This is a genomic window from Pseudomonas sp. TH15 (assembly GCF_016651105.1).
Classification (GTDB): Bacteria; Pseudomonadota; Gammaproteobacteria; order Pseudomonadales; family Pseudomonadaceae; genus Aquipseudomonas.
Genome location: NZ_JAEKEL010000001.1, coordinates 1902354 through 1919146, shown reverse-complemented (window position 1 = coordinate 1919146; position 16793 = coordinate 1902354). Strand labels below are relative to the sequence as shown.

Annotated in this window: 13 protein-coding genes and 3 pseudogenes; 13 read left to right on the top strand and 3 right to left on the bottom strand. The window is 50.3% G+C overall.

The window, feature by feature from the left end:
* Positions 1–392: 392 nt before the first annotated feature.
* Positions 393–1196: an endonuclease NucS domain-containing protein gene (locus JFT87_RS28665; RefSeq protein WP_201200435.1), complete on the bottom strand. Its 804-nt coding sequence runs from the start codon at positions 1194–1196 to the stop codon at positions 393–395.
* Positions 1197–1443: 247 nt separating this feature from the next.
* Positions 1444–2178 (bottom strand): HNH endonuclease, encoded by a 735-nt coding sequence (locus JFT87_RS08570; protein WP_201200430.1) that lies wholly within the window; start codon positions 2176–2178, stop codon positions 1444–1446.
* Positions 2179–2190: 12 nt separating this feature from the next.
* Here JFT87_RS08570 and JFT87_RS08565 point away from each other — a divergent pair.
* A pseudogene (locus JFT87_RS08565) lies at positions 2191–2370 on the top strand (transposase); the annotation flags it as partial.
* A 171-nt stretch (positions 2371–2541) separates the two neighbouring features.
* Here the strand turns inward: JFT87_RS08565 and JFT87_RS08560 are convergent.
* Positions 2542–3153: an EcsC family protein gene (locus JFT87_RS08560; protein WP_223522833.1), complete on the bottom strand. Its 612-nt coding sequence runs from the start codon at positions 3151–3153 to the stop codon at positions 2542–2544.
* A gap of 1216 nt (positions 3154–4369) precedes the next feature.
* Here JFT87_RS08560 and JFT87_RS08555 point away from each other — a divergent pair.
* From JFT87_RS08555 to JFT87_RS28660, 12 genes and pseudogenes are all read left to right on the top strand, one after another.
* On the top strand, positions 4370–5770 hold the full coding sequence (locus JFT87_RS08555) for a YfjI family protein (RefSeq protein ID WP_201200427.1): 1401 nt from the start codon (positions 4370–4372) through the stop codon (positions 5768–5770).
* Positions 5754–6124: pseudogene (locus JFT87_RS28335) on the top strand (hypothetical protein). Before JFT87_RS08555 ends, JFT87_RS28335 begins: the two are co-directional and overlap by 17 nt.
* Complete coding sequence (locus JFT87_RS08550; RefSeq protein ID WP_201205124.1) at positions 6102–7082, top strand: integrase domain-containing protein; 981 nt, start codon at positions 6102–6104, stop codon at positions 7080–7082. The pseudogene JFT87_RS28335 and the gene JFT87_RS08550 overlap by 23 nt, the downstream one beginning before the upstream one ends.
* Entirely contained in the window at positions 7079–7339 is a 261-nt protein-coding gene (locus tag JFT87_RS28330) for a hypothetical protein (RefSeq protein ID WP_342367170.1), read from the top strand. The genes JFT87_RS08550 and JFT87_RS28330 overlap by 4 nt, the downstream gene beginning before the upstream one ends.
* Positions 7340–7898: 559 nt before the next feature.
* Positions 7899–9107, top strand: a complete 1209-nt coding sequence (locus JFT87_RS08545; RefSeq protein WP_201200426.1) for an ABC-three component system protein — start codon at positions 7899–7901, stop codon at positions 9105–9107.
* The gene (locus JFT87_RS08540) at positions 9104–9544 is read left to right on the top strand and encodes an ABC-three component system middle component 4 (protein WP_201200424.1); all 441 of its coding nucleotides are present in this window, start codon (positions 9104–9106) and stop codon (positions 9542–9544) included. The genes JFT87_RS08545 and JFT87_RS08540 overlap by 4 nt, the downstream gene beginning before the upstream one ends.
* Positions 9545–9631: 87 nt before the next feature.
* Positions 9632–10012, top strand: coding sequence for an AAA family ATPase (locus tag JFT87_RS08535; protein WP_201200422.1), 381 nt, complete (start codon positions 9632–9634; stop codon positions 10010–10012).
* The gene (locus JFT87_RS08530; RefSeq protein WP_201200420.1) at positions 10012–11604 is read left to right on the top strand and encodes an exonuclease SbcC; all 1593 of its coding nucleotides are present in this window, start codon (positions 10012–10014) and stop codon (positions 11602–11604) included. The genes JFT87_RS08535 and JFT87_RS08530 overlap by 1 nt, the downstream gene beginning before the upstream one ends.
* A gap of 55 nt (positions 11605–11659) precedes the next feature.
* Positions 11660–13405, top strand: a complete 1746-nt coding sequence (locus JFT87_RS08525) for a phosphoribosyltransferase-like protein (RefSeq protein WP_201200418.1) — start codon at positions 11660–11662, stop codon at positions 13403–13405.
* Positions 13321–13530 carry a phosphoribosyltransferase-like protein gene (locus tag JFT87_RS28790; protein WP_446739728.1) on the top strand — a complete coding sequence of 70 codons (210 nt, stop codon included), beginning with the start codon at positions 13321–13323 and terminating at the stop codon, positions 13528–13530. The genes JFT87_RS08525 and JFT87_RS28790 overlap by 85 nt, the downstream gene beginning before the upstream one ends.
* Positions 13531–13771: 241 nt before the next feature.
* Positions 13772–14155, top strand: a complete 384-nt coding sequence (locus JFT87_RS08520; RefSeq protein ID WP_201200416.1) for a MazG-like family protein — start codon at positions 13772–13774, stop codon at positions 14153–14155.
* Between the two features lie 174 nt (positions 14156–14329).
* Positions 14330–16050, top strand: a pseudogene (locus JFT87_RS28660) (DNA/RNA helicase domain-containing protein).
* Positions 16051–16793 lie beyond the last annotated feature (743 nt).

Genomic DNA, 16793 nt, shown 5'->3' with positions numbered 1-16793 from the left:
TTGCATTGCCACTGACCAGTCATTCGCATTCGCGCTGACCAGCCGCTTGCAGTTGATGATTGTCAGCGGATGCCACTCAGCCGCGAAAGCGTCAGCCAAGCACTTAAGGACTGCAACCGGCCGAATGTGTTGAAACAGTCGACCCGGCCTGGTGACCCATACAATGAGCGGTGAAAGCGCCTTTTTTGCACGCCGCTACGTCAATCTGAGCCCTGAACCTTCTGCGCTAAACACAGATTTCAATCTCAGAGGCGCACTTTTCTGCCGTGGAAACCGAAGCCGACTTTTTCAACACAATCGGCCAAAAAGAGACCGTGACTCTGCCGGTTCAACGCTCTATTCACGGGAAGATGTCGGCTGGTCACGGCCTTGCTAGGAGGGGTGGCGTCCGGTCAACTATGCAGGGCCACCGATCGAAGCGACACAGCAAGGTCATATTCCATCAGGCGTACGTTTGGCACCTGTGATGCCGCGTACCGTAGTTTTTGGCCGATGTCAGAAGCGACGATGACGCCATACACGCTCCTCTCGCCCGCGAGGTGCTCTTTCACCCAGCCCATGTAACGAAGGATTTGTCCCATTGCCGCGTCCGGCCCACGGCCTACTTTCAGTTCGAGGACGTAGAAGTCGCCGTTTCCCGTCGCCAGGATGTCGATCGGGCCGACGTCAGTTTGGAACTCCACGCCGTCTCGATCGTCCGTGCGGTATAGCGTGAGCGGCGCATCGTGGCCAGGTAACCTTGGAAGTTTTTTTGCGAGGTAATCGCGCAGGTGTGCCTCCAGAGCGAACATGCCGTACGCCTCATCGGATGCCTCAACAGCTTCGACGATCGGCAGCGGATTCTCACCCACCCCGTCAGCGAGGCGGACAATCAGTGCGCCATCGCCAGATTGTGCGATCTCCCACACGCCGTGCTTCTCTGGTTGGTACCAAACGACCAGGCCGCGCCCAGTGCTATACAGGTAATCGTAGGCCGTGTCGGTGAGCCGTGGTTTCTTGTTCTCGTTGTAGTGAATACGTGATGGGTGATTCACCGCCCCCGAGATGATGCTGCATGTCATCGAACTGTCGTTGACGTCATGACCATACATCGACCTTACCTTTGCTTTGATCGCAGGGTATGTGCATTCCCCGTTCATCTGCTGCGCTGCTTCCCGAACCATCTGCCATACCGGCGGGCGGTTGCCATTGCTCACTGTTGTACTCCTCGTTTGTGTTCTGTTTTCGCGTAATGGACCACGCCGTGAGCGTATAGGGTTCACTTAATCGTGGTAGCAATTCGTTAGCCCTTACGGCGAGCTTTGGATAGTAAGCCGCCTTTCAAGAGAGGGCGTAATCGGTCAGTGCCGGCCTTTCATGAGCGTCGATTAAATCTGGTACGGTTCAGCCCATGCCGTTGAGTGCGACCTACCTCCCGGCAGCTTTGATATTGGTGGGTGTGGGCTACGCGAAGCCGAACGTATCCCTATGGGAAGCAAGGTAGGGCAAATGCTTTGGATTGAGCTTGCGTAGCTTCATGGATTTCGACAGACCAAACTCTGGAGGCAGCTTTTCGGCAATGCTGGACAGCAGAATAGAGCCATCATCTTTGAATGAGATCAGACCTTGGTCAAACAGACGATCGTAGTGTGGCGCCAGTAGCAAGCCGTTAAATGGATCGAGCTTGGAATCTGCTTCTGACTGGCTCCAGGGAACAATGTGCGATGCGACCAGCAGCTTGGGTTCCTTTACTCCGGAGAGTGCGCAAGCATCACCCCAAAACCCCATCAATTGCTTCCTGAACTTCTGCTGGCCGACGCGGGCCATGATTGTCGTTGCCCGAGCGGTAATCAGGTTAGCCAAATCTTTTGTACTCCTGACCTGGCCATCTTCATGTTCAACGGCATCGAGCACGGTAACAATGAAGCTGGATTCGGAATTTTCCAGCACCATGGGGCTGATCATATCAACGAGCGCTTTCGGGAACTTGATCTCGCGTCCGCTAGTGATCTGAAAGTAATCGACGATATCCAGTTCGAATCGTGGCTCGAATGAGATTTGTAGGAGGCGGCGTGTGCCGTCTACGAAATTGCAGTTTTCACGAACCTCGGTGTGGGAGCCCCAAAGAATGTGTTCCTTTTTACGGTCGCGGAATGGCTGTTGCCAGGATGTATCCGATAGTTTGATGAGCTTGGCCATGCCAATCCCTTTTCGAATGAGAACACCAATGGGCTGTTAAGACAGTACTTCCTGAAAGGGACTGACCTTGCTGATCACTCGCAAGTCACGCTCAATGAGGTGGTAAGGCAGCTAAATACCAGTCCTCGGAAAACACTAAACTACGAAACGTCCGCTGAACGATTTAGCCAATCTGTTGCATCGACCGGTTGAATCCACAGCCTAAAGCAGCCAGTCAGCATCCACGAATGGGCCGATTCACGCTGTGTAGTGCTAGGTGAAGGGACAGATTTATTTACCCCAATTACCCCCAGCAAACTTAACCTGTGGCAGGGGAGCTGACGCCTGGCCACAGGGAAATCCGGCTATCACTAAGGCGGGTCGTTATGCCGTCGCGACTTCTTTTGGTGTAAATGTATCGCGCGCTACGTTACCGATGGTGTTGGTCGTGTAGGCATCGAAACTTCCACCAATCAAGCCACCCAGCAGGGGCACGGCTTTACCGAGATTGATCACGCCTTTTTCACCAAATTTGGTGAACAGCTTGAAGCCTACCTTTTTGTTTATCTCTATCAGCGTCTTACCGGAAATCGACTTCACTGCGTTCATCGCCAGCTTGTTGCCGACGGCAATGCCGATGTCTTTCAGCACTTCCTTGGCGGAGTTAGCTGTGAGGCAGGCGAAAACCAGGGTCTTTACCTTGTCATCCTTGACGTCGTAGCCACCCAAGTGGGCGATGGCGGCGATCATGCGAATTTGTACGAAAAGCACACTCGTGATATTGGCGGGCAACGCGACGGGCAGTGTGATCAATCCACCGAGGCCGGTAATGAAGCCTGAGGTGGCCGATTTGGTGTTCTGCCAGCGAATCAGGGAATTAGCTTGATCGTAGGCAGGGCTTTCTTCCTTGGCGTAGCTGGCTGCGAGCTCCTCGGCGGAATCAAGACCGGAGAATCCATTCACAGATCTCTCGTAGGCCCAGTCGAGGACTTGCATTATCTTTTCTTGACTTATCAGTTCCATCTTCAGTCTCGGCGCATGATTGATGGCTTTATGATGCCATACATGTTCCTTTATCCGCATTACCTTGCTTTGAACAATTTTCCTTCGCCACATCCATCCGCCTGCGCCGACGGCAGCCCCCTTTTATAAATAATTGCCCACATCCGCGACTGTATACCTGCGGATTGTGGTTCGCCAACGTGCGGGGATTCTTGAGGTTCTGACCCCAGTTAGCCGTCTCCACCTGATCAGTAGACTGACCGCTATTGGCCGTTCTCCGCCGGTCGTCACTACGGCGTTTGCTGGTCACGTCGAATGCAAACGGTTGATCAGCACGAATGCGATTGACTGGTCAGTAACGATGCAAATGGGTGGTCAAGTCCATGCAATTACGCAGGCTCACATTAAAAACCGACAAACGACCACCCGACCATGGAAAGCCACCGGCCTCCAAGGTCTTCCAGTGCTTTCGATTGGCGCAACAGCCGCCCTCCAAAATACGGTTGACCTCGAGCAGAACGAGCGCTAAACCAGAACTGTACCAGCGCTGTCGCTGACAGCAACCCAGGTAGCCCGAACCTTTAAGGCTACGCCACACCGTGGTGGTTCTCCCAAAGTGCGATTAGCGTCCGGCGGCTCGCACGGTCACAGCGATGTGATGGATGCCTACTTTTATCAGTGTGCCCACTGCGGCAACTCATCCCTTTCATAGCTGCCCTGCAGCAACCTATCCGCTTGGCCATTTCCTTGTGCCAACCTGCGCCCGTCTCTTTCTTCCGGAAAGAGACGGGCGCTCCTACCGTTGCTGCAGCCCAACTCGTACAAGGCTTTGCGGCATTCCCCCTCGTGACAATCGGCGTGACAAACACCGAAGTCACCAGCAACAGCGATGAACATGATGGTGCCGCAGCCCAAGGAATGGACTGCACCTGACTGACAGTCAGGCATGCCCCGGTCATCGTATCACTGCCTTCACCCGACTCAGGATCTCGCGGCACCGGTCTCGTCAGCCAGTGCAGCCTCCACCCGCCCACGTCTTCGGAAGTGCTCAGGAGGCCAGATCATGAGATGCCCAAGCTCCCGGTCGGGAGCCGTAAGTCCCGCGTGAGTGGACAACCCTCACAGGCCGCAGGGGCCTTGATCCCTGATAACACTCAACAACCGTGGCGGGATGAGTGAGGACGAAGTCGATAATCTCAGGAGAAGTGCGATGCAACTGTGCGAAGCGTTCGAGCCACCACAACTATTGCTGGAATACCAGCAGGCGCCACTGCCCTACCCGGTCGAAGCACTCGGGGATCTGTTGGGCCCTGCGGTCGAACGACTGGCCGAGGTGATCGGCGTGCCCTGTGCCATGGCTGCACAATCGGTGCTGGCCAGCGCTGCCCTGGTGAGCCAGGGTCATGCCAATGTCCAACTCGACGGCCGAACCTATCCGTTGTCCCTCTACCTACTGACGGTGGCGTCCTCGGGGGATCGCAAAAGGGCGATGGGTCATCTGGCACTGAAGACGGCGCGCGATTGGGAACGACAGCAGTGGACCCTGTATGCGGAAAAGCTCAAAGTCTATCGCGCCGCTACCAGCATCAGGGACAAACCCAAAACCTCAAGGAGACACGCGGAGGCGGAAGGCGGTGAGCCATCCGAGCCGGTACCGCCGAGACTGATCATTGCCGAGCCCACTATCGAGGCCCTGGTCAAAAGCCTGTGCCATGGCTTGCCCAGCATGGGTTTGTTCAATGATGAAGGTGGCCAATTCTTGGGTAGCAGCACCATGAGCAAAGAGAATCTGCTCAAGGCAATCACCACCTTGTCCATGCTGTGGGATGGCAGCCCGATCGACCGGGCCCGCTCCATGGCCGGAGAAAGCCTGCGCGCCTATGACCGCCGCCTCAGTCTGCACCTGATGCTGCAGCCCTACCTGGCCAACCAGCTGTTCAAACACCCGGTGATCAATGGCCAAGGCATCCTCGGCCGTTGCCTGATCAGTTGGCCCGAGCGCCTGGCCGGCCAGCGACTCTACAAGGCAAACGACCTGACCAGAGATGTCAAAGTCCAGCGCTACCAACAGCGGATCACCGCCCTACTGCAACAGCCCTGGTCACTTCACAAGGATGGTTCACTCAATCCCACCACACTGGAGCTGACTTCCCGTGCCCGTCGTGCCTGGATTGATATTCACGACACCATCGAATGCCAGTCCGGCGAGTTCGGCGAGCTGGCCGGTATCCAGCCTGTCGCGGGCAAGGCCGCGGCGAATGTACTACGTATCGCAGGCGTGCTGGCCATGGTGGAAGAGGCAAGTGCGTTGGACGAAGCACACATCCAGCGCGCCTCCACGCTGATGGATTACTACCTGGCCGAGATTCAGCGCCTGACCGAACAGGAGCCGGTCAATAGCCGACGCGAGGAAGCGGATCGGTTGCTGCGCTGGCTGGTGCAGAAAGGCTGGACCCAGTTCACCGTCCGCGACGTCAATCGCAACGGCCCTCGTTTTGCCCGCAAGAGCGCTGACCATACCGCCACTTTATTCGTCGAGCTGATCACTCATTGCTGGCTGAGCAGCCGCGACGGAAAAACTTTCGAGGTCCGCCATGTTTCGCCTCAATGACGCGGTGCGCCGCTACCAGGCGCAACATCAAGCGCCGCCCGAGTCGCAGCGTGTCGCCGCCTCTGTCGCCACCCTGTCGCCACCCTGTCGCCACGCACCAGGCCAGAAACGACGCGGGTTGTCGCCACTGTCGCCGCTGTCGCCACACCACCTCTGGCCCCTGCCAACATCGCCCTGCTGATCGAGCAACTGCGTGAGGAAGGGGCGCTGCTGCAACACCGGGAGAACGTCCTCGTGATCCGCCCGACACACTGGCAGCAGATGGACAGGCTCAGCCCCCACTGGAAAGCCTTGCTGCTATTTCTGCAAACAAACGAAAACGGTGATGATGATGGCCTTGGTCGGTCGGCGTGAGGGTCGCAACTTTGGCTATGGCCGCCAGCTGAGCTACGCCGGCCCACAAGCACTCAAGGATCTGTTTGCCGGCGGCCACTTCGCCACGGTCAAAGCGCATAGCGATCGCTGGCAAGCGTTCGTGCGTTGGTGTCGGTCAGAGGAGGGTCCCGGTTACAACGATGCGCGCCAGATCAATCGACGGACGCTGCAGGACTACGCCGCATACCTGCGCCAGCAGATCCAGCAAGGTGAACTCTGCATCGCTACCGCGCAGAACCGCCTCAGCAGCGTCAACCGTACCCTCGTTGCGCTGCGCGGTAATCAGGACGTGAGGATCGCCAGCCCGAGTCAGGCGTTGGGACAGAAACGCTCGACCGTACGCCCCCGTGCACCGGATGGCCAAGACCGCCAACAGCTGCGGCGAGTGCTTAAGGTGCTTGGCGAACGGCAACACGAGCGGGTGGCGGTGATTGTCCTGTTGGCCCGAGAAACCGGCATGCGCCTGCGCGAAGCTATCCTGGCTGACCTGCCACGACTGCAACGCGAAGCCGAACACTTAGGCCGCATCAACATTCAGGACGGCACCAAAGGCGGCCGTTCAGGGGCATCAGCGCCGCGATGGGTTGTGGCTAATGAAGAGGTGAAGGCGGCGCTGCAGTTGGCTCGTCATGCGTCGCCGCCCCATAGTCGCAACCTGCTGGCCCGAGACGAAAGCTACGCCGCGTTCCTGCAACAGACCGTGCTCCCCGCCCGCGACACGCTACATGAACACGGGCTGAAGGGCTTTCATGAACTGCGAGCAGCCTACGCCTGCGAGCGTTACGAACAGCTCACTGGCCACGCCGCACCGGTCAATGGTGGCCACTGCTATCGCATTGACCGCAACCTTGATCAGCAGGCGCGCCAACAGATCAGCCTTGAGCTCGGGCATAACCGGATCGATGTGGTTTCGGACTACATAGGAGGTCGAGCGTGAGCAAGCCCTTCAACATGGCGTTATTCCTGAGCGGCGTATTGACTGTCTCGAAGGTCACGCAGCAACGACACCTACGTCAAGCCCGAATCATGCAAGCGGCAATTCAGCAGCGATGGCAATGCGAAAATCCGTGGACGTGGAAACACAAGCACATACGCTGGTTTTTTGATCAATGCCTGCGAAACAACTCTGATGACACTCGGTACTACTACCGACTCACCGTCCGACTAGTTTTGTTAAGACGCACGCATCATTGATCAGCGACCATGAAGTGGATCATCCAACGTAGGCCAAAGATCGCTGAAATCTAAAGTACACGGCACTGGACTTCATGGTTCATTGCAAAAGCTCTGGCTCCCTAAGCAACCAGTTATCACAGGTAGGAACCGATCGAAGCGGCCGGCCGTAGTATCTTAAAAACCAGGGGCAATTCGAGGCTAACGTTCCTACCGGAAATAATCAGCCAGTCAGGAGCGTCAGCAATCGACTGTGCCAACGTTCAGACGATAGATGAACTGTCGCTTTTTTAAACATCACACAGCAAAATCAATTTTACTTACAGCGCCTGAGGTAGCACGCGCCGTGGGGACCAGAAAGAGCTGGAGGGAGCACGATACCGATGCCCTGCTGATGCATACAGTGCTACATGTCATCGTTGACAACACGAACGGTCAAGAGGGCCTTAGCTACCTATCTCGGAGACAGACAGACAAAGGTACAACCAGCCCCTGCATAGCCTTTTGACATCAAATCCATCGTGCTACCATTTATTAACGTTGGAAAATAATATTTTTTTGTGTTCTCAGGGAATGACTCATGAGCATGATGGAGTGGGTAAAGCGAGGCGACACCTCAAGTTTGATTGTATTTGTGCATGGGCTGAAAGGAGGTATTGATACCTGGTCGCATGATGCAAACACGTCATTTCCGAAGCTGTTATGTCAGGAAGCAGAACTCCAACACTACGATGTCGCATGCTTTAATTACTTCACTACATTTACGAATACTTACGGCGCTTCGAAGTCTTTGATCGCACGGCTTTTCGGGTCATTAAAATCAATCAAGAAGAATCTCCCGATTGACGAAATAGCCGAACTATTAAAATCAGAGTTAGAAATTAATTTTTCAAAATACAAAAGAATTGTAATCATTGCCCACAGCATGGGCGGGCTAGTTTCCAAGTCATGTATATTAAAACAGCTTACTCAGGACGAACACTCAGCAGTCACTGGATTCATCTCTCTAGCCGTACCACACAATGGCGCAAAGATTGCCAACATAACATCTATGATTTCCTCTAATGTGCAACTGGGAGATCTAGGGGTACTGAGTAACGCAATCGACCAGCTCAATCGAGACTGGAATAAAACCCAAAACAAACCGCCCGCCAAGTACGTCTATGGCGCACACGATCTATTTGTTCAAAAAAGCAGCGCATTACCGATTGACTGCCAGAAAAAAGACACAACAGCGGTCGACGAGGATCACACGAGCATTTGCAAACCAAAGGACAATAGCCAAACTGTTTACGGCGCCATTGTAAAATTCATCAATGAATTTGATAGCCTAGCAAAAGATCCGCTGAAGGTAATGGACTTCGTTGATGAAAAGCAGTACGACGACCACTTCTTCGTACTAAAATTAATACTGGCCGATGTCCACGAAGTTATAACAGGGCATGCCAAGTCTTATTTTTTCAACGCAGAAGAAGCAAGAAAAATATTTACAAGCGAAAATGATCGAGCACTTCTTTTTGATCTTTATAAGAAAATTGAGAATCTTTATCGACAAGAATACGAATACCATATCGCTCACAACACCACTCCAACCCAACTAGTACAATCACTTCATCAAAAAATATTCGAATCTCAAGACGGCTACCTGAAAAGCATGCTGTTAAAGCTAGAAGATGAACATAAAAAGGGAATGCTTCATCAACTCGCCAACAAATATGACGCTAAAATCGTCTGGTCAGCGACAACCACTCTTGAGGATCTGGGTAAGCTTAAAGGAGATGAGCTATGAAAAGTGAACTTCCTTTTATCCCTATTGACGAAGACTTTAGCTTAAACATCACCATTTTGACTGTATTACTTACTCGGCTCGCCACTACAAATCGTGGCAGTTACGCCTTAGATTTTGAGAAAATCCAAGCACTTCTCTATCTGATCAAAAACCCTGCAAAAATAAATGAAATTTTGACGCTGGCAGGCAAACAGTATGCACCCCTTGATACAAGGTACACGCATACCATAGAAAGCATGTCCAACAACGTAGATATACTATTCGACCGCGACAAATTGAAATATCTTTTCAAGAACATGGCCGCATGGGGATTACTTGGCTGCCATTTCGACGAAAAGCAAAATAGCATCAAATATTATATGAGCGAGAAGGGTCTAACCTTCTCTGAATCGCTTGAGAAAAAAGTGCCCCTACAGAGTACTACTTTGATCTTGTAGAAATTATTGAAAGCGTTGCAACTCTACAGTCTCAGCCGACGACCAAAATAAATTCATGGTTGAATATCACTTTCAAAAGGAATTGACATGCATTCATACTTAAGCATTCACCATCTTCACTTGGTCGGCTATCGCAAAACCTACTCCATACCTTTTTACCCGGGGGTCAATATTATTTATGGCGACTCCGACACGGGAAAATCAAGTATCTTGGAGTTCATAAATTATCTGCTCGGAGCAAGCAGCATTGAACTGGCGGATGAAATTATCGCATCAGTAGAATATGCAGCCCTTGAGTTAGAGATCAACGGTATAGATCACACAATAAAAAGAGACATATTTAACCCTGGCAAGCACATTGAAGTTTACAGATGTATATTTAGTGAATGTTCAAAAAATTTCCCTCAGAAATACGCCCCCAACTTCAACTCGGCAGTCGGTGCTGACGGATTTTTTCTGACTTCTTGATGGACAGCCTGAATTTCCCTAAAGTCCAAATAAAGGTTGCCCCCTCAAAAATAGACTCTGAGGTGAAGCGACTGAGTTTTCGAAATCTGTTTAAATACATCTATCTGAGTCAAGACGACGTCGGCAGCAAAGGGTTCCTAGACCAGAGCAATGGTATAAAATACACCACAAACAAAGAGGTATTCAAATACATATTCAACGTCCTGGACTCCAGCATAACCGAGCTAGAGCACGAAATATCCTTTAAAGCAAAGGAATCGGCAAGCCTATTAAGCAAATACAAAGCAGTGTCCGACTTCTTAAGAGAAACTGATTATGACAATCAAGTTTCTTTGGATGACTCTATAAATAGCATAGACGAAACTATCGAGGCCTTGAGTGTCGAATTAAAAACTATTAACTCCAAAATGACTGCTAACTCCGAGAGTTATCAATCAATAAAAGCCGCTTTCGACCTATTATCTCTTAATGAAAAGCGCGTATCAATTGACATCTTAAAAACAAAAGACCAAATTGATCGATACACTAGATTAAAGAATGATTACGAAAACGACATCGCAAAAATTAATAGCATTTTAAGTGCACAAACCCGGATCGGAGAGCTTACTACCGAAAGCAACCCCTGCCCGGTGTGTGACACACTGCTGGCCCCCTCAACTGTGGAAACTGCTTTCAACTCGTTTAAAGACAACACATTAACAAACGAAATGAGCTCCCTTCAAAAAAGGAAGAGAAGCATTCAGGGGCTTATAGAAGAATTATCCACAAAACAGCGACCACTCAGCGCTCAACTGTCATCGATCCAGCACGACCTAATAAAGGCCAGAGAAATGCTGGATACCGAAAGTGAGCAGATGATAACTCCCTACCTGACTCAACGCGACGCTTTGATCAAAGAGGTATCGATCAAATCTCAACTACGAGTTCAACTTGTCAACAACCTAAAAATCAGAAACCAGCAGCAGAAAATTTACGACTTGTACTCGCAAGCACAGCGTGCAATAGAGCAACTCCAAACTAAATTACAGGAGCTACGAGATGCTGCTCCAAGCTTGTCTGCCGTGCTAAGTACGCTGGGGGACAATCTAAACTCATATCTAAAACGAGTAAATATTAAAAACCGAAACGACATCAGCGTTAGTGAAAAAACTTTCCTGCCAGTCATTCGCGGCCGTGATTACTACCGAATCACCTCAGGAGGCCTAAGAACTATCGCGTCTATCGGCCACCTTATCTCATTACTAGAATATGCTATCGACTCCGACATAAACCATCCGAGGCTATTGGTGATTGACACTGTTGGTAAATACCTAGGTAAAACCACAAAAGAAAAATATTCGGATGAAACTAACGTATCAGAAGACGTCGCTGAAGGCATTTCCGACCCACAAAAATATCAAAATATTTACGAGCACATGCTAGCTTTAGCAAATAAAGCAGAAGAAAAACAGGTCCCCTGCCAGATTATAATTGTCGACAATGACGTACCTGATACGTTTATCAATAGATTTAAAACGTTCATCGTTGCACATTACAGCTCAAGTGGGGAAGGTGGCTTGGCAAAAGGGTTAATCGACGATATCGATGAGTAACATTTAAAATTCACTTACGATTAACTCGCAAGAACTCATCAAGGCAGCTAAATTTATGGAAATCTCTTCGCGTTTGTCGGACGACTCTTCAACCAATATTGAGGAAAAAATTCTGGGGGATCATCGATTCCTTGACATTAGAAGCTATTTCAATTTCGACTTTTCTATTTTCTCATCCGCACCTGGAATTCCAGAGCATGACGACGAAGCGATACTGACATTCAAACTATTTAAGCGCCTGTTGGATAGCAGACAATCTAAGTTAGCAAAATCCTTTTCCAAGATAGCAGGATCGCTTGGAAAAACTCGAGACCTTGATCGTTACTCACAATTCCTAATGCAACTTCCGGCAAGCGAAATAAAAATCGAACTACTGCTAAAACAAGTAAATAGTTTTGAGAAATTTGCAAAAGACTGTATAAACGATAGGTATGTTGACTCACAATCCTTGAGCTCGATAGCGATCCCAGCGCTAATTCAGCCCATATATTATTGGTCAAACAATTTAGATAATGAGCAACAAAAAATTCTCATGCAACGTTTCGAGACACTGATACAAAGTCTCGACAAAATATTACCTGCATCCACATTGCTATCTGGCTCAGCAGAATTTAAAAGCTACATATTATTCGCATACGTTTTGCTTGGCGAAATCTGCAAGACCGGCCTATCTAGTGGTGTATTTTGCTATCATCTTATTTACTTTAGAAAGCAAAGCTTGACGCACTGGTTAAACATTCACCCCCAAGAGCGCCTGCTATTTTCTGTAATCTCTCTTCATGTTCTTTTGAGATTCTATAAGATAGACGAACCATTCTCACCTAAATACGGCTTCAGCCATAACACCTTCAGCGATCTACATTCGTTATTAAATGATGCGCACAACGCATGCAACAGCCTTGGATTGATAACAACCGGGCAAGTTTTTATGTGGCTCTTAGAGCGCGTCGAATTAGAAGCCCTGGGATACAGCGATCTGGCAGTTGGACGACGTGCGTTAAAGGGTCTTACCCCCGGTGAAAAATCATCTGTTGTTGATCTGGTAAAACGTTTTTCCTCTTACCGCATTCCTGTTACCGCGGAACGTATGGAGCACTTCCTCGTCCAATTCAAGACCACGGCAAGAATTAGATCTGCTCTAAAGCTCCTATCTCATCTAAAATTTTATCCCCTTTGGCAGCTTGGCGAAGCTATTGAGACACTGCTAAAACAACAGTCAGATGAGTTTGGAAAAATAGTCGTTTCACCATTAGGGGACAGAACTGGAAGCACCGCTATAATCAATTATCTTGTTTCACATTCAACCCTCAACAATATAGTCTTTGCTGACGACCTGTCTCACGCACTAAAATTGACAAAAACAGGGGGCAGAATATATTTCGTAGATGACTGCGCCTTAAGCGGCACGCAATCTATCCACATCATGCAAGAGCTCATGGGGGAGCGTTTATTAAAACCCCATCACACAAAGCATTGTGAGCCGCTTTCGAGCGCCCAACAAAATACAGTATGCAAAAGAACATTAGTTTTTACGTACTGCTTGGCGTGTGACATAGCCGTTGAACGCATGACCGAAGAACTGTCAAAACTACGCGACTCTAGAATAAAATTTGAAATCCTATACGCAATCCCAGAACCTTCGAAATCAAAAGCCTTTTCTTCAGCCAGCTCGGTTCCGTGGGAGAGCATGGAAGAAAGAAATGAGCTAAAGCAGTTCTGTTCGGAGATCGGTTACGATCTGTTGGGCAAAATGGCAGAAAAAAGGAATGGGATGACGATAGAAGAGTCCAAAGTTCACTAGGCTTTTCTGACTTTCAAAGACTGCTCGTATTCCCATATAGCGTGCCTAAAACAACCTTGCCAATCCTCTGGCTAGGTCAGAGCTCGGAAATAAGATGGACACCGTTATTTCCTGTAATTGATTAACATCCCACTCCCGATTAACCATCTAAAAAAGCCTATTAATTCCGACCACAGTCACACACTGGCCGATTCTGCTAATAGAAGTAGAATCGGTCATTCTCGCAACGCTGCCTGAATGGGCTGTCGCCTGTCGAGTAAAATCAGCTAAAAATCTGCCGTGAAAAGGGAATACTCTTACAATCCACGTCTATATTTCTGACCAAGCTTTTCGGTCAAATTACTGTGGCAACATAGAGGCGAGTCTGTGAGCAAGGTAGATGACATTTCCGAGCAGTTGATTGATGTGGAGCGTCTTGCCGCATCGCTGCAGCGCTTTGCCGATGATCGCGACTGGCAGCAGTTTCACTCACCCAAGAACCTCCTCATGGCACTCACAGGTGAGGTAGGTGAACTCTGCGAAATTTTCCAATGGATGAGCGAGGCCGATTCAACGGGTGCAGCAAAGCGTCCCGAAACCGCTCAAGCCGTGAAGGACGAACTGGCTGACGTGCTCATGTACTTGGTCCGCTTGGCCAGTGTGCTCGGCGTCGATCTCAACGAAGCGGTGACAAGCAAGCTCGCCCTGAACGGGCAGAAATACCCTGTCGACAAAGCTAAAAGCACCAGCAAAAAGTACGACCAACTCTGACCCATTGGGCTCTAAGGATCATTCGTGATCGTTTACGCTGCGACCAAACAGCAATTCCTCAAAGACAGCGATAACGACGATATTGAAGAGGTGATCCTCAGGCACTTCAAAGAAGCCACCGGCAAGAAGGTAGGCGCTTCGGAGATTAGATCCTGGCAGGGTTCACTGACTTATATGGCCAAGGTGCTTCGAGACGACGGCCTGCCCAACAGCGCCGGCCTGGCGATTGAGCTGCATATCCCTCAGTCATCGAAACGAATCGACTTTTTGCTAACAGGCCGCGATGAGAATCAGGCTAAAAACGCGGTATTGATCGAACTTAAGCAATGGAGCAAGGCCAGCGCAACCACCAAGGATGCGATTGTCAAAACGGCGCTGGGTGGAGGTCTTGTCGAAACCATTCATCCGTCCTACCAGGTCTGGTCGTACGCCGCGCTGCTGGAGGGCTTCAACGAAGCCGTCTACGACAAAAGCATCGAAGTACGCCCCTGTGCCTACCTCCATAACTATGGCAGCGACGGCATCATCAACTCAGCACACTACGAAGCCTATACCAGCAAAGCCCCCTTGTTCCTCAAAGGCCCCGAAGAGCTTGCAAAACTGCGAAGTTTCCTCAAGAAGCACATCATTCATGGCGACGACAAGGAGGTGCTTTACGAACTCGCCAACGGGAAGATTCGCCCGTCCAAAGCGCTGGCTGATGCGCTGAGCGGACTAATGAAAGGCAAGCCTGAGTTCGTATTGATTGATGATCAAAAGGCAATCTTCGAGTCGGCGCTCGCTGCGGCAAGTGAGGCCTCTATCGAAGTGCCAAAGGTGCTAATCATCGAGGGCGGTCCGGGAACCGGAAAAACCGTATTGGCAATCAACTTACTGGTAAGACTCACCGCCTTGAAGCTGTTGAGCAAATACGTCTCGAAAAATGCTGCGCCACGCAAGGTATACGAGAGCAAATTGGTTGGTACTGTCAAACGTAGCCACTTCTCCAATTTCTTTTCCGGATCGGGGGCGTTTATCGAAACCGAGTCCAATACGTATGACGCACTTATCGTTGACGAAGCCCACAGGCTCAATGAGAAAAGTGGGCTTTATGGAAACCTGGGAGAAAACCAAATCAAGGAGCTGATCGAGTCAGCAAAATGCTCGATTTTCTTCATCGACGAAGACCAGCGCGTGACCTTGAACGACATTGGTAGCAAGCAGGCTATCCGCGCCTTTGCCAAAGCCAAAGGCGCAACCGTGGAGGAATACATACTGTCTTCCCAGTTCCGTTGCAGTGGTTCTGATGGTTACCTGGCGTGGTTGGATGACGTACTGGGGATTCACACGACAGCCAACCCGCTGCTCGATACCAGCGAGTATGAGTTCAAGGTGTTCGACTCCCCCAGGCGATGCACGCGGCTATCGAGCAGAAAAACCACGGAAACAAGGCTCGCGTTGTCGCGGGTTACTGCTGGCCTTGGCTCAGCAAGAAAGACTCCAAGGCCGCTGACATCGTTATCGGCGATGACTACGCACGCCAATGGAACCTGGATCAGGATGGCAGCTTGTGGATCATCGCGGAAAAATCCATTGAGCAGGTCGGCTGTATCCACACCTGCCAAGGGCTGGAAGTGGATTATATTGGTGTGATCATCGGACCGGATTTGATCGTGCGTGACGGGCAGGTGATGACGTCGCCGCATGAGCGAGACAAGCACGACAAATCGATTCGTGGCTGGAAAAAGTTGATGAAGGAGCAACCTGCTCTGGCACAGCAGGAGACAGATCTGATCATCAAAAACACGTATCGAACACTGATGACCCGTGGGATGAAAGGCTGCTACCTGTACTGTACCGATCAGGAGACGGCGCAGTACTTTGAAAGCCGGCTTGCCGAGTACTATAAAGACTGACGACCCCGCGGAACGCGGTGTCATTATTCGAGGTTCAGCCTCACGAAAAAACCGTAGGCTGAACCACAAAAAAGCCGGTCAAATGTCGCGAAAAAATCATAAAAAAGTGGGATCAAGGCGTTTTTTAAAACCTTAAATCATTGTTTTTCAAAAACATAGACCAATAAAAAGCTAGCCACAATCTGACCTTTCCGAACCGCCCGAAAAAGCTGATTAACTGCTTTGGCTGTGAGAGGGGTGTTTTGTCTGTAGAAATAGCAGGACTTGCTGGCTTGAAGCTCAGCGATCATAACCGTATCCCTACCGAGGAGTGGTGACCTGTTGTCGATGCACAAGCCCCCAAAGTAGCCTAGCGCCACTACAGGTGCCTTGCCGCAGCAGGCATACCCTCTTGCCTTCTTGAGCTCCCCTCTCCTCCCTGCTTCTGCGCAACCTATGCATTAGGTCGCACAGAGCAACTGGAGGAGTGAAAAACAGAGGCGAAAAATTTACACCGCGGGATTTTTCATCGTGACGTTGGCACATCTGACTCTTAGAGAAAATCTGAGCAGAGCGATTCTCAGCTAATCCGTATTCCAATCGGTATTCCAGCAACAAAACAAAAACACCATTATTTATGTTAATCATATATATACAGCAGCAGTTCAAATTACCCCGGCCCACCAACTCAACAAAAAAGACGTCCAAGGACGTCTTTTTTGTGCCTGAAATTCGGCAAAAAATGCCGGTTACACCCCCTCGCC

What these genes read in the sequence shown, in the direction of transcription:
- JFT87_RS08525 (WP_201200418.1), top strand. Translation starts at nt 11,660, where the DNA reads ATGGAAATCTCTTCGCGTTTGTCGGACGACTCTTCAACCAATATTGAG.
- JFT87_RS08545 (WP_201200426.1), top strand. Translation starts at nt 7,899, where the DNA reads ATGAGCATGATGGAGTGGGTAAAGCGAGGCGACACCTCAAGTTTGATT.
- JFT87_RS08550 (WP_201205124.1), top strand. Translation starts at nt 6,102, where the DNA reads ATGGCCTTGGTCGGTCGGCGTGAGGGTCGCAACTTTGGCTATGGCCGC.
- JFT87_RS08560 (WP_223522833.1), bottom strand. Translation starts at nt 3,153, where the DNA reads ATGCAAGTCCTCGACTGGGCCTACGAGAGATCTGTGAATGGATTCTCC.
- JFT87_RS08570 (WP_201200430.1), bottom strand. Translation starts at nt 2,178, where the DNA reads ATGGCCAAGCTCATCAAACTATCGGATACATCCTGGCAACAGCCATTC.
- JFT87_RS08530 (WP_201200420.1), top strand. Translation starts at nt 10,012, where the DNA reads ATGGACAGCCTGAATTTCCCTAAAGTCCAAATAAAGGTTGCCCCCTCA.
- JFT87_RS08540 (WP_201200424.1), top strand. Translation starts at nt 9,104, where the DNA reads ATGAAAAGTGAACTTCCTTTTATCCCTATTGACGAAGACTTTAGCTTA.
- JFT87_RS08535 (WP_201200422.1), top strand. Translation starts at nt 9,632, where the DNA reads ATGCATTCATACTTAAGCATTCACCATCTTCACTTGGTCGGCTATCGC.
- JFT87_RS08555 (WP_201200427.1), top strand. Translation starts at nt 4,370, where the DNA reads ATGCAACTGTGCGAAGCGTTCGAGCCACCACAACTATTGCTGGAATAC.